We start from the raw sequence: 13,310 nt of genomic DNA, 5'->3' as shown, positions 1-13,310 counted from the left end.
GGTCAGACGACGGACAGCACCAGCTTCCCGTCACCTTCGTCGACCTTGATCGTGCTGCCGTCCTTCACTTCGCCGCGAAGGATGAGATCGGCGAGCGGATCCTGCAGGTAGCGCTGCACGGCGCGCTTCAGCGGGCGGGCGCCGTACACCGGATCGTAGCCGACGCGGCCGAGCCACGCGCGCGCGGCATCGGTGAGGTCCAGCGTCACCTTGCGGTCCGCCAGCAGCTTGCCGACGCGCGCCACCTGGATGTCGACGATCGGCCCCATGTGGGCCTGGCCCAGACGGTGGAAGAGGATGATCTCGTCCAGCCGGTTGAGGAATTCCGGGCGGAAGTGCGCGCGGACGATCTCCATCACCTGAGGCTCGACCGTCTCGACATCCTCGCCCTCGCCAAGATTGGCGAGATACTGGCTGCCAAGGTTCGAGGTCAGGATGATGAGCGTGTTCGAGAAGTCGACCGTGCGGCCCTGGCCATCGGTGAGGCGGCCGTCGTCGAGCACCTGGAGGAGGACGTTGAACACGTCGCCATGCGCCTTCTCCACCTCGTCGAACAGCACGACCTGATAGGGCCGGCGCCGCACCGCCTCGGTCAGCAAGCCGCCTTCCTCATAGCCGACATAGCCCGGAGGCGCGCCGATCAGCCGCGCGACCGAATGCTTCTCCATGAACTCGCTCATGTCGATGCGGACCATCGCGTTCGGATCGTCGAACAGGAACTCGGCGAGCGCCTTGGTCAGCTCGGTCTTGCCGACGCCCGTCGGGCCGAGGAACAGGAACGAGCCCAGGGGGCGGTTGGGATCCTGTAGCCCGGCACGCGCACGGCGGACGGCGGTGGAGACGGCGCGCACCGCATCCTCCTGACCGATCACGCGCTTGCCGATCACCTCCTCCATCTTGAGGAGCTTGTCGCGCTCACCCTCCATCATTCGCTCGACCGGGATGCCGGTCCAGCGGGCGACGACGCCGGCGATATCCTCCGACGTCACTTCCTCGCGCAGCATGGCGTTGGCCGCGGCGCCCTGCGCCTCGGCAAGCTGCTTTTCGAGCGCGGGGATGCGGCCGTAGGAAAGCTCGCCCGCCTTGGCGAGATCGCCCTGGCGCTGGGCCTGCTCCAGCTCCAGCCGGGCAGCGTCGAGCTGTTCCTTCAGCTTCGCCTCGCCCGCCAGCTTGTCCTTCTCGGACTGCCAGCGCTGCGTCAGCTCGGCGGACTGCTGCTCGAGATTGGCGAGTTCCTCCTCGATCTTCTCCAGCCGATCCTGCGACGCCTCGTCGGTCTCGCGACGCAGGCCCTCGCGCTCGATCTTGAGGCGCAGGATGCGGCGGTCGAGCGTCTCGATCTCCTCGGGCTTCGATTCCACCTCCATACGGATGCGGCTCGCGGCCTCGTCCATCAGGTCGATCGCCTTGTCGGGCAGGAAACGGTCGGTGATGTACCGGTTTGAGAGCGTGGCAGCCGAAACCAGCGCGCCATCGGTGATGCGCACGCCGTGGTGAAGCTCATACTTCTCCTTCAGCCCACGCAGGATCGAGATCGTATCCTCGACCGTCGGCTCGCCGACGAAGACGGGCTGGAAGCGCCGCTGGAGCGCGGGATCCTTCTCGACATATTTGCGATACTCATCGAGCGTGGTCGCGCCGACGCAGTGCAGCTCGCCGCGCGCGAGGGCCGGCTTCAGCAGGTTGCCCGCGTCCATCGCGCCTTCGGATTTTCCGGCGCCGATCAGCTGGTGCATCTCGTCGATGAAGAGGATGATGTCGCCTTCGGCGGCCTTCACCTCGTCGATCACGCCCTTCAGCCGCTCCTCGAACTCGCCGCGATATTTCGCGCCCGCGATCAGCGCGCCCATGTCCAGCGCCATCAGCGTCTTGTTCTTGAGCGTATCGGGCACGTCGCCGTTGGCGATGCGTAGCGCCAGCCCCTCGGCGATCGCGGTCTTGCCGACGCCGGGCTCACCGATCAGCACGGGATTGTTCTTGGTACGGCGGGCGAGGACCTGGATCGTGCGGCGGATTTCCTCGTCGCGTCCGATCACCGGATCGAGCTTGCCGTCGCGTGCCGCCTCGGTCAGGTCGCGGGCGAACTTCTTCAGCGCGTCGTAGCGATCCTCCGCGGTCGCAGTGTCGGCGGTGCGCCCGCCGCGCAGATCGTTGATCGCGGTGTTGAGCGCGTCGGCGCGCACGCCGGCGGCCTGAAGCGCCTTGCCTGCGGGGGTGTTGAGCGACAGCGCGAGCGCCACCAGCAGGCGTTCGACGGTGACATAGCTGTCGCCGGATTTCTGCGCGATCTGTTCGGCAGAATCGAGCACGCGCACGGCATCGTTGTTGAGGCCGGGCGTCGACTGCGCGCCCGAACCGCTGACCGCGGGGATTTTCGCGAGCGCGGCGTCGGTCTCGGTTACCGCGCGGCGCGCGTCGCCACCGGCGGACTGGATGAGGCCCGCGGCCATGCCCTGTTCGTCTTCCAGCAGCGCCTTCAACAGATGCTCGGGGCCGATCTGCTGGTGGCTCATGCGGATCGCAACGGTCTGCGCCGACTGGAGGAAGCCCTTGGCGCGGTCGGTAAATTTCTCGAGGTTCATGGTGTCCCTGTTTCCTTCGAGCATCATGTGGTGTTGCCGATTGGCAACACAAGAGAGCGATCAAGCGAAAGATGGCGACGCGCGGCGGGCGCGTCCAGAGGCGCATGTCTAGCCGGCATCTTCCCGACTTCCTTGTTGTCATCGGAGGCGAACCCCGCCGCGGGCATCCGGGATTTCCGAAGGACAGTTGACGTGCCTGGCGATTGCGCTTCCCCTGTAGGCAAAGCGACACGGGAGCGGATCATGAAGGCTTTGCGGTATTTCGGCGCGCGCGACATCCAATACGGATCGACCGAGGACGCAGCGTTGCAGGACGACCGTGATGTGCTGGTCCAGGTGAAGCATTGCGCGATCTGTGGCAGCGACCTTCACATTTATCACGGCCACGGCTTTTCCGAGGATACGGGCTTTTGCGTCGGGCATGAGGCGGTGGGCGAAGTGGTCGAGACCGGCCGCGCGGTGCGCACCCTGAAGTCAGGCGACCGAGTGATGATTTCGGCCGCGGTCGGATGCGGCGCGTGTCCCGGGTGCCTGATGGGCCGGGTGCATGAGTGCGAGAACAATGGCTCCGGCTGCTACGGGCTGTCCGCGGCGCTGCAGGGTAGCCAGGCGGAAGCGGTGCGGGTGCCGGCGGGCGACGTCAACGCGCGGCGCATTCCGGAGGGCATCACCGACGAACAGGCGCTGATGCTGACCGATGCGCTGCCGACGAGCTGGATGGCGGTGCGCAATGCCGACATCAAGCCGGGCGCGAGCGTCGCGGTGGTGGGGCTGGGCCCGATTGGACTGATGGCAGTGGAGGGCTGTTTGGCGATGGGGGCGGGGCGGGTCTATGCGATCGACCTGGTGCCCGAGCGCCGCGCGATCGCCGAGGGGCTGGGCGCGATCGGCGTCGATCCGGCCGAGGCGGTGCCGTTCATCCGCGAGGATACGAAGGGGCGGATGTGCAGCAGCGTCGTCGAGGCGGTGGGGGCGGATGCGACGATCGACCTGTCGCTCCGGCTGGTGGGGAAATGGGGCACCGTGTCGTGCCTTGGCGTCAACCAGACGCGGCGCTTTCCGTTTCCGATGGAGCGCGCCTTCGCCAGCGGGCTGACGTTCCGCACCGGCACCTGTTCCGTGCCGCACTGGTGGCGGGAGCTGATCCCGATGGTGCAGAAGGGGCAGCTCAGGCCCGAACGCTACATCTCGCACCGGCTGCCGCTGTCACAAGGCGCCGAGGCCTACGCCATCCTCGACCGGCGCGAAGCGCTGAAGGTGGTGATGACGCCGGAGTGAGGCTATAGTCGTGGGTAAATCGAACGAAGGAGAGTTTGCCATGGCCACGCTGGCGCCGGTCGACAACACCAACCAATATGCCCCCGGTGAGTGGGAGGCGCGGGTTGATCTGGCCGCGGCGTACCGCCTCGTCGCGCTGTACGGCTGGGATGACCTGATCTTCACGCACCTGTCGGCGCGCGTGCCCGGGCCGGAGCATCACTTCCTGATCAACCCCTATGACATGATGTTCGAGGAGATCACCGCGTCGAGCCTCGTGAAGATCGATGTCGAGGGCAATCCGGTCGGCCATACCGATCATCCGGTGAACCCGGCGGGCTTTACGATCCACTCGGCGATCCACATGGCACGCGAGGATGCCGCCGCGGTGATGCATCTTCACACCCCGCATGGCCAGGCAGTCTCGGCGATGGAATTCGGCCTGCTGCCGCACACCCAGACGGCGATGATCGCGCAGCACAATGTCGCCTATCACGACTATGAGGGCATCGCGACCGACCTCGACGAGCGCGAGCGGCTGGTCGCGGACATTGGCGACAAGCATGCGATGATCCTGCGCAATCATGGAACGCTGGCGGTGGGCGACAGCGTCGCATCCTGCTTCCTGCGGCTCTATTTCCTAGAGCGGGCGTGCGAGGCGCAGGTGCTGATGCTGTCGGCCGGGCGCGAGAACCTCAACAACCCGCCGCAGGGCGTGGAGGAGAAGGTCGCCGGGCAGAGCGCGCCGGCGGGGATGGGCAAGCTTGCCGAGAAGCTGGCGTGGCCGGCGCTGCTGCGCAAGCTCGACCGGATTGATCCCAGCTTCCGCAACTGAGGCAGCGCGGTCGTCATCCGGTACCCGCCGGGTGACGACCGCAGCGGATGTTATGTGCGGGTCGCGGTGACGAGGTAGTTCAGCGACAGCGAGTCGGAGAGGGTGAAGCCGCTGGTCGGCGAGAAGGCGATGCCGCGCGTGTCGCGCACCGTGAAGCCAACGGCGGAGAGCATCTCGCCCAGCTCCTCCGGCGTGATGAACTTGTCCCAATCGTGCGTGCCGCGCGGGATGCGGCCGGTGCCCTCCGCCAGCGTGATCATCGCGAGGCGCGACACGGGCGTGCGATTGGGGGTCGACATGATCAGCAGGCCGCCATCTGCGACCGCGCCTGCCAGCCCCGCGACGAAGGCTGCCGGATCGGCGACATGCTCGATCACCTCCATGCAGGTGACGAGATCGAACTGCTCGCCCTCCACGGCCTCCACGCCGCCGGCGCGGTAGTCGATGACCAGCCCGCTCTGCGCAGCGTGATCGCGCGCGACCGCGATATTCTCCGCCGCGGCATCGATCGCGGTGACTGCGCCACCCAGCCGCTTGAGCGGTTCGGCGAGCAGGCCGGCGCCGCAGCCGACATCGAGCACGGTCTTGCCCGCGAGCGGCGTGAAGCTGGCGGGATCGAGATCGAAATGCCGGTCGGCCTGTTCGCGGATGTAGCGCAGGCGCACCGGATTGAGCCGGTGAAGCATCGCGGATGAGCCGCGCGGATCCCACCATTCACTCGCCATGGCGCCGAAATGCGCCGCCTCGCGCGCCACCACGCTGGCGTGGCCGCTGCCGTCGCTTCCGGCGGGGGAGGGTGCGGTATCGGTTGTTACAGTTGCGTCGGCCATGACGCTTTCCTATCAGGCGCGCCTGTTTTCCCCAAGCACCCGAGAGTATCCCGTGGCCCGCATCGTCATGAAATTCGGCGGCACCTCGATGGCGGGGATCGAGCGGATTCGCTCGGTCGCGGCGCGGGTGAAACGCGAGGCGGCGGCCGGCAACGAGGTGGCGGTGGTCGTCTCCGCGATGGCGGGCGAGACCGACCGGCTGGTCAATTTCTGCCGGGAGGCCAGCGCGCTTTACGATCCCAAGGAATATGACGTCGTCGTTTCCGCCGGCGAGCAGATCACCAGCGGGCTGCTGGCAATCGCGCTGCAGGCGATCGGCGTGCCGGCGCGTTCGTGGCTGGGCTGGCAGTTGCCGGTGAATACCTCGGGCGCGTTCGCCAAGGCGCGGATCGAGACGATCGACGCCGACGCGCTGCTGGCCAGCATGGGCGCGGGCGAAGTGGCGGTGATCCCGGGTTTCCAGGGCGTGCATAACGGCCGCGTGACGACGCTGGGGCGCGGTGGCTCCGACACGTCGGCAGTGGCGGTGGCGGCGGCGATCAAGGCCGATCGCTGCGACATCTACACCGACGTCGACGGCGTCTATACCACCGACCCCAGGATCGTGCCGCGCGCGCGCAAGCTCGCCAAGGTGACGTATGAGGAAATGCTGGAGCTCGCCAGCGTCGGCGCCAAGGTGCTGCAGACGCGGTCGGTGGGCCTGGCGATGAAGGAGAATGTCCGCATCCAGGTGCTCTCGTCGTTCACCGGCGACGATGCCCCGATGGCGGATACACTGCCCGGCACGATGATCGTGGGCGAAGAGGAGGTTGAAGACGTGGAACGCCAGCTGATCACCGGCATCGCGCACGACAAGAACGAAGCGAAGATCACGCTGACCGCGGTTCCGGACAAGCCGGGCTCGGTCTCGGCGATCTTCGAGCCGCTCGCCGCGGCGAACATCAACGTCGACATGATCATCCAGAATATCGCCCATGGTTCGGGCTCGACCGACGTGACGTTCACGGTGCCCTCGGCGGATCTCGCGCGATCGATCGAGACGCTGAACCAGGCGCGTGCGGCGATCGGCTTCGAGGAGCTGGTGCACGACACGCGCGTGGCGAAGATCAGCGTCGTCGGCGTCGGCATGCGCAGCCATGCGGGCGTCGCGAGCACGATGTTCTCGACGCTGGGCGCGCGCGGGATCAACATCCTTGCGATCTCGACCAGCGAGATCAAGGTCAGCGTGCTGATCAACGAGGACGAGACCGAGCTGGCGGTGCGCGTGCTGCACACCGCCTACGGCCTCGACGCCGACGAGGCGGCCTGAGCCGCTAGGTCAGCATGATCGCCGCCGCGATGATCAGCGCGGCGACGATTAGGGCGGCCGCGAGGATGCGGCTGTCGAACGGCTGCGCCGGGGCAGGCGTTGGCGGGGCCTCCGCGCGGCGGACGAGCGCGCGGATCAGACGCGGGAGATCGTCGCCCAGCCGATCGACCTCCAGTGCGACGGCGGCGGCGCGGCGTGACCAGCGTTCCGGCGAGAGCCGCTCCATCACCAGCCGGCCGCTTGCCCGGCGCATCGCGGCGGCGAGATCGAAGTCGGGCTCGATCGCGCCGAGCACGCCGTCCAATGTGATCAGCGCCTTGAACAGCAGCAGAAGATCGGGCGGGAAGGCGAGCTTCTCCTCGCGCAGCGTGCCGAACAGGTCGGCGACGAGATCGGCCAGCACCAGACGGCGGCCGTGGCGGACCACCAGCCCCTCCGCGATCGGCATGAAGCGCGGGACCTGATGTTCCAGTTCGGCCCAGCGGGCGAGCGTTTCGGCGAGTAGCGCGGGATCGTCGGTGACCAGTGCCTGGACGAAGGCGATGAATTCCTCACGCCGGCGCGGGCTGACGTGGCCGATGAGGCCGAAATCGATCATGCCGATGCGGTTGCCGGGCAAGCACAGGAGGTTGCCGGGGTGCGGATCGCCGTGGAAGCGGCCGTTGATGAGCGCCATCTGAAGCACGATGTCCGCGCCCGAGGCGGCGATCACGGCGGGGTCGATCCCGGCATCCCGAAGCACCTGGGCGTTGCGCGGCGGCACGCCGGGGATGTGGTCCATCACGATCAGCGCTTCGGACGTATAATCCCAGTGGATGCGCGGGATCAGCACGCGGGAGTCGCGCGCGAAATCGTCGCGCAGCAGATCGGCGTTGCGGCCCTCGTTGGCGAAATCGAGTTCGCCCAGGATCGCGCTGCCGAGCTGGCGGATGAGCTTGGTCGCGCCGAAGCGGCGGGCCTCCGCATTGGAGCGTTCCATGACGCGCGCGACTTCGCCGAGCAGGCGCAAGTCCGCCTCCATCCGCGGGCGGATGCCGGGGCGGCGGATCTTGACCACCACGGCCGTGCCATCAGGCAGCGTTGCGCGGTGGACCTGCGCCATCGAGGCGGCGGCGAGCGGTTCGGCATCGAACTGGGCGAACACCGTCTCGGGCGGCTCGCCGAGCGCGGTCTCCACCGCCGGGCGCAGGTCCTCGAAGGGCAGGCGCGGGGCCGAGCTTTGCAGCTGTTCGAACGCGGCGATCCATTCGGGCGGCAGGATATCCGCGCGCGTCGCCATGATCTGGCCGAGCTTCACCCAGGTGGGGCCGAGCGCCTCCAGCGCGCGGCGCGTGCGGTCGGGAAGGTCGAACGGCTCGGGCTCGTCCTGCGCGCTGCCGAGGCCGAGGCGGGCGAGCAGCACGTCGAGGCCGAAGCGCGACATGACGGCGGCGACTTCGCCCAGCCGGGCGCGATCGCGGGCGGCGACTTTCAGCGTTCCCAGCATCGCCGTCACTCGCCGATCAGGTGAAGCGCGACCTGCCGGCGGTGCGACGCGCGGCGATGCTCGAAGAGGTAGATGCCCTGCCACGTGCCGAGCACCGGGTGGCCATTCGCGACTGGGATCGAGAGGCTGGTGGCGGTGAGCGCCGAGCGCAGGTGCGCGGGCATGTCGTCCGGCCCTTCATCGTCATGCTCGTAATCACGCGATTCGGGGGCGATGCGGGCGAGATAGCGTTCTATGTCGCGTCGCGCGGCGGGGGCGGCGTTTTCCTGGATCAGCAGCGAGGCGGAGGTGTGGCGGATGAAGAGGGTGAGAAGGCCCTGTTCGATGCCGGTCGAGGCGACCCAGCCGGTGACATCGCGGGTGAATTCGTGAAGGCCCTGGCCGGGCGAGGTAACAATCAGTTCGGTGGCGTATTGCCGCATGTTTGTCTCCGCCGCGCGACCGGTGTAGCGGCGCGGTGATGAACGATACCACGATCGACCGTTCGGGTTCCGCCCGTCTCGCCCGCCGCATGGAGCGCGGCGCCGCATTCCTCGGCAGCGAAGTGGCCATCATGGCCGGCGCGATGAGCTGGGTTAGCGAGCGCAATTTGGTCGCCGCCATGTCCAACGCCGGCGGGTTCGGCGTGATTGCGTGCGGGGCGATGACGGTCGAGCTGCTCGACAAGGAAATCGCCGCGACCAAGGCGCTGACCGACAAGCCGTTCGGCGTGAACCTGATCACCATGCACCCCGATCTGATGGCGCTGATCGAGGTGTGCGCGAAGCATGAGGTCGGTCATGTCGTGCTGGCGGGCGGGCTGCCGCCCAAGGGCTCGCTGGAAGCGATCAAGGCATCAGGCGCCAAGGTCATCTGCTTTGCGCCGACGCTGGCGCTGGCGAAGAAGCTGATCCGCTCGGGCGTCGACGCGCTGGTGATCGAAGGGTCCGAGGCAGGGGGGCATATTGGCCCCGTTTCGACCAGCGTGCTGGCGCAGGAGATCCTGCCGGCGATCGCCAATGACGTGCCGGTGTTCATCGCCGGCGGCATCGGCCGCGGCGAGGCGATTGCGGGCTATCTCGACATGGGCGCGGCTGGCGTCCAGCTCGGCACGCGCTTCGTCTGCGCGACCGAATCGATCGCGCACCCGAAGTTCAAGCAGGCGTTCATCCGCGCCTCTGCGCGCGATGCGGTGGCGAGCGTTCAGATCGACCCGCGGCTGCCGGTGATCCCGGTGCGCGCGCTGAAGAATGCCGGGGGCGAGCTGTTCACCGCCAAGCAGCGCGAAGTGGCGCAGGCGCTGGACGAAGGTGCGGTCGCGATGGCCGAGGCGCAGCTGCAGATCGAACATTATTGGGCCGGTGCGCTGCGCCGCGCGGTGATCGACGGCGATGTCGAGCATGGCAGCGTGATGGCGGGCCAGTCGGTCGGCATGGTGACCAAGGAAGAGCCGCTTGCGGATATCATCGCGTCGCTGATGGCCGAGGCGGCGCAGGCGCTGGAACAGCGCGCGGCCTGATCAGGCAAACGAGCAGGGCCATTGCCGCGGCGCGGCGGTGTCTCAGCGAGTCAGCTGGTGCGCCGTCCAGGTGACCAGAATCGAGGCGCTGGCGAGGCCGAGGTCGACCCCGGCCTGGAAACGGGCCGGCGAGGTGTCGGCGCGCTCATGCGTCAGGATGCGGATGTCCGCGCTGGGCGGGTCGATCATGGCGAGCGCGGCGAGCGACAACGTGCCGGCGACGATCGCGATCTGGCGGCGCTTTTCCATCAAAGGATCATACGCCCGCTCGCGGAGTCGCGCCAAACGATTATGGCATGGCGGCGAACGCGCGGTCCGCCGCCATGCCGATGATCAATTGGCCGGGGTGGATGCCGCCGGCGCGGCGTTGCGGTAGCGATCGAACCAGGCGAGGATCGCGCTGGCCTTCGCCGCCGATTGTGACGGGCGGCTGGTGAAGCCGCCGTGGCTGGCGCCGGGCACCTTCACCAGCGCGGTCGGGACGCCGGCGATCTGGAGCGCGGCATAATATTGCTCACTCTCGCTGACGGGGGTGCGGTAATCCTCGCTGCCGACGACGACGAGCGTGGGGGTCTTCACGTTGCCGACGAGGCTCAACGGCGAGCGGTTCCAGTAGCTCATGGGATCTTCCCACGGCAGCTTGGAGAACCAGTAGCGCGACGTGAACAGCGTGTTGTCCATCGTCAGCGCCTCGCTGATCCAGTTGATCACGGGCTTTTGCGTGGCCGCCGCCTTGAAGCGATCGGTCTTGCCGACGATCCAGGAGGTGAGCACGCCGCCGCCCGAGCCGCCGGTCACGAACAGATTGTTGGGATCGGCCACGCCCTCCGCGATCGCCGCGTCCACCGCGGCCATCAGGTCGTCATAGTCCTCGCTGGGATAATTCTTGTCGATCAGGTTCGCGAACTCGGCGCCGTAGGAGGTGGAGCCGCGCGGGTTGGTCCACAGCACGGCATAGCCGGCGGACGCATAGAGCTGGACGTCGGTGGCGAAGCTCGGGCCGTAGGCGGAATGCGGGCCGCCGTGGATTTCGAGGATCAGCGGCACGCGGGTGCCCGGCTGCCAGCCCGGCGGGGTGGCGAGCCAGGCGTCGATCGGGCGGCCGTCGGGCGCGGTCACCGCGATCTTGCGCACCGGCGCCAGCGTCTTGGAGGCGGTGAGCACGGCGTTGAGGTTGGTCAGGCGACGCGCCTTGCCGCCGCTCCACACCCACACGTCCGCCGGGGCCGAGGCGTCGCCGCCGGTGTAGGCGATGGTGCCGCCGCGCGAGACGGAGAAATCGCCGCCCGTATAGGGGCGATCGAGCCCGCCGCCGGCGAGGTTGTCGGCAAGCACCGTCGAACGTCCGTCAAGCCCGATGCGGGCGAGCTTGCGCTGCCCCTTGTCGTCATAGCTGGCGTAGAGCGCGCGGCCGTCGCCGGCCCACTGCGCGTCATCGATCGAACGATCGAGCGACGCGGTGAGCGAGCGCGGCGACGCTGCATTGGCGTCACCGACGTACAGTTCGGCGTTGGTATAAGCGCGGCGCTTGTCGTCGAAGCCGATCCAGGCAATCCGGCTGCCGTCGCTGGAGAAGCGCGGTGCGCCGTCGGGCCCATCGCGGCTGGTGAGCGTGCGCAATGCACCGGTGCGGGCGTCCACCGCGATCACCTCGGAATTCATCACCTGACGCTCGGCATCCGGGCCGCGGATGGCGGAGAACAGGATGGTGCGGCCGTCCGCGCTCCACGACAGCGGGCCGCCATCGTCGAACTTGCCGAAGGTCAGCTGTTGCGCCGCACCGCCCTCCGCCGAGACGACGAAGACATGGTCGTAGCCGGGCTTGCGATAGCCGGGGCCGTCGTTGCGATAGGTGATGCGGTCGATCACCTCGAGCGGTTCGGCCCATTTCGCCCCCTCCGGTTTGGCGGGCGCCTTGCCGAGCTTGGTGGGCTCGCCGGCGACGGTCGCGATGTACGCGAGGCGCGTGCCGTCGGGCGACCAGGACAGGCTGTTGGGATCACCCGGAAGGCTGGTCACGCGCGTGCTGGCGCCGCTGCCGATCCAGCGGACGAAGAGCTGGGCGCGGTGGCCATCGGCGGCGACATAGGCGATCCGCGAGCCGTCGGGCGACCAGCGCGGGCTGGAGCCGCTGGTGGCGAAGGGCGTCTGCTTTCCGCTGGCGACATCGATCAGCCACAGTGACGATTGCATCCGGTCGGTCATGATGTCGCCGGTGCGGCGGACATAGACGATGGTGCGGCCGTCCGGGCTGATCTGCGGATCGGCCGCGATCGAGAGGCCGAACAGGTCGTTGCCAGTGAAGGTGCGGCTGGGGCCATCAACCGGCGCGGCATTCGCCTGCTGCTGCGCAAGCGCGGGGGCTGGGGCGGCGAGGACGGGGGCGGCGAGGACGGGGGCGGCGAGGACGGAACAGGCAAGGAGAAAAGCGAAACGGCGCATTGGGTTACTCCGGTGGATGCGCGGTTGAAGCGCAGCAGGGGGGCGGGGCGCAAGCAAGCATCGTGCGCGCGCCATTGCAGTTCGGGCATGGGTCCGCGCCGCTTCCGGCAACGGTGATGGCGGCGATGGCGGGGCGAGCGCCGTCAGCGGCCCCACCAAGGGTAGCCGGGCGGCATGTCGGTGGCGATCCGCCCGGGGAAGGCGGGGGGGCGCTTTTCCAAGAAGGCGGCGACGCCCTCGCGCACGTCGGGCCCGGCGCCGAGCGTCATGGCGAATCCGCCATCGACCTTGAGCGCGGCGGCGGGCGATGGCTCGCCAGCGAAGCGCCACAGCATCTGGCGGGTCAGCGCGATCGAGACGGGAGCGGTGTTCTCGGCAATCTCGCGCGCGATTTCGTGGGCGCGGGCGAGCAGGATGTCGGCGGGGACGACCTCGCTGACCAGCCCGCCGCGAAGCGCCTCAGCCGCGTCGAACAGTGCGCCCGACAGGCACCAGCGCAGCGCCTGGGGCAGGCCGACGAGCTGCGGCAGGAACCAGGCGCTGCCCGCCTCAGGGACCAGCCCGCGGCGCGCGAAGACGAAGCCGAAGCGCGCGGTGTCGGCGGCGATGCGGATGTCGCATGGCAGGGTGAGCGTGGCGCCGACCCCGACCGCAGCGCCGTTGATCGCGGCGATGATCGGCTTGGGACTGTCGAACAGCGCGCCGACGAAGCCGCCGCCGTCCTGCCGCGGCTTGCCCTTGGCGGCGAAATTAGGCCCGCCGCTGCCGAAGCTGTCGGCGCCGCCGGAGATGTCCGCGCCCGCGCAGAAGCCGCGGCCCTCGCCAGTCAGGATGATGACGCGCACCTTCTCCTCGGTGCCCGCCTTGCGCACCGCTTCGGCCAACTCAGCCCCCATCACCGCGGTATAGGCGTTCATCTTCTCCGGGCGGGCGAGCATGATCGTCGCGATCGGGCCATCGATCGTGTAGCGGATCTGTTCAAAGGTCATCGGCCTCTCCTGATGATGCGGATCCTGCGTCCGCTTGCGGCACGGCATAACCTGCCCCGGCGTGACACGCCATGCGGTGGCG

11 protein-coding genes are annotated in these 13,310 nt (G+C 68.4%); 4 read left to right on the top strand and 7 right to left on the bottom strand.

Going from position 1 to position 13,310, the window contains the following annotated elements:
- Positions 1-2: 2 nt before the first annotated feature.
- Positions 3-2,582 carry an ATP-dependent chaperone ClpB gene (clpB, locus tag L8F96_RS06320; protein ID WP_334655541.1) on the bottom strand — a complete coding sequence of 860 codons (2,580 nt, stop codon included), beginning with the start codon at positions 2,580-2,582 and terminating at the stop codon, positions 3-5.
- A gap of 243 nt (positions 2,583-2,825) precedes the next feature.
- Between clpB and L8F96_RS06315 the strand changes: the two genes are divergently transcribed.
- Positions 2,826-3,860, top strand: a complete 1,035-nt coding sequence (locus tag L8F96_RS06315; protein WP_334655540.1) for an alcohol dehydrogenase family protein — start codon at positions 2,826-2,828, stop codon at positions 3,858-3,860.
- A 40-nt stretch (positions 3,861-3,900) separates the two neighbouring features.
- Entirely contained in the window at positions 3,901-4,674 is a 774-nt protein-coding gene (locus L8F96_RS06310) for a class II aldolase/adducin family protein (protein ID WP_136451046.1), read from the top strand.
- Positions 4,675-4,724: 50 nt separating this feature from the next.
- Here L8F96_RS06310 and ubiG read toward each other — a convergent pair whose 3' ends face one another.
- Complete coding sequence (ubiG, locus tag L8F96_RS06305; RefSeq protein ID WP_334655539.1) at positions 4,725-5,504, bottom strand: bifunctional 2-polyprenyl-6-hydroxyphenol methylase/3-demethylubiquinol 3-O-methyltransferase UbiG; 780 nt, start codon at positions 5,502-5,504, stop codon at positions 4,725-4,727.
- 52 nt (positions 5,505-5,556) lie between these two features.
- Here ubiG and L8F96_RS06300 point away from each other — a divergent pair, with 52 nt between their 5' ends.
- Positions 5,557-6,813 (top strand): aspartate kinase, encoded by a 1,257-nt coding sequence (locus tag L8F96_RS06300; protein WP_334655538.1) that lies wholly within the window; start codon positions 5,557-5,559, stop codon positions 6,811-6,813.
- A 4-nt stretch (positions 6,814-6,817) separates the two neighbouring features.
- On the opposite strand, the gene L8F96_RS06295 is transcribed toward L8F96_RS06300, so the two are convergent.
- Positions 6,818-8,299, bottom strand: a complete 1,482-nt coding sequence (locus L8F96_RS06295) for an ABC1 kinase family protein (protein WP_334655641.1) — start codon at positions 8,297-8,299, stop codon at positions 6,818-6,820.
- A 5-nt stretch (positions 8,300-8,304) separates the two neighbouring features.
- Positions 8,305-8,721, bottom strand: a complete 417-nt coding sequence (locus L8F96_RS06290; RefSeq protein ID WP_145117887.1) for a secondary thiamine-phosphate synthase enzyme YjbQ — start codon at positions 8,719-8,721, stop codon at positions 8,305-8,307.
- Positions 8,722-8,810: 89 nt separating this feature from the next.
- Here L8F96_RS06290 and L8F96_RS06285 point away from each other — a divergent pair, with 89 nt between their 5' ends.
- Entirely contained in the window at positions 8,811-9,797 is a 987-nt protein-coding gene (locus tag L8F96_RS06285; RefSeq protein WP_145120048.1) for an NAD(P)H-dependent flavin oxidoreductase, read from the top strand.
- A 42-nt stretch (positions 9,798-9,839) separates the two neighbouring features.
- Here L8F96_RS06285 and L8F96_RS06280 read toward each other — a convergent pair whose 3' ends face one another.
- The 3 genes from L8F96_RS06280 to L8F96_RS06270 all read right to left on the bottom strand — a co-directional run bounded on the left by L8F96_RS06280 (position 9,840) and on the right by L8F96_RS06270 (position 13,228).
- Positions 9,840-10,046, bottom strand: a complete 207-nt coding sequence (locus L8F96_RS06280) for a hypothetical protein (RefSeq protein ID WP_136451050.1) — start codon at positions 10,044-10,046, stop codon at positions 9,840-9,842.
- A gap of 84 nt (positions 10,047-10,130) precedes the next feature.
- A complete protein-coding gene (locus tag L8F96_RS06275) occupies positions 10,131-12,239 on the bottom strand; it encodes a S9 family peptidase (protein WP_334655537.1) in 2,109 nt (702 codons plus the stop codon).
- A gap of 143 nt (positions 12,240-12,382) precedes the next feature.
- Positions 12,383-13,228 (bottom strand): enoyl-CoA hydratase-related protein, encoded by an 846-nt coding sequence (locus tag L8F96_RS06270; RefSeq protein ID WP_046407343.1) that lies wholly within the window; start codon positions 13,226-13,228, stop codon positions 12,383-12,385.
- Positions 13,229-13,310 lie beyond the last annotated feature (82 nt).

This window comes from Sphingomonas panaciterrae, assembly GCF_036890205.1.
In the GTDB taxonomy this organism is placed as follows: Bacteria; Pseudomonadota; Alphaproteobacteria; order Sphingomonadales; family Sphingomonadaceae; genus Sphingomonas; species Sphingomonas panaciterrae.
The sequence above is the reverse complement of the archived record's forward strand: the minus strand, read 5'-3'. Positions and strand labels throughout refer to the sequence as shown.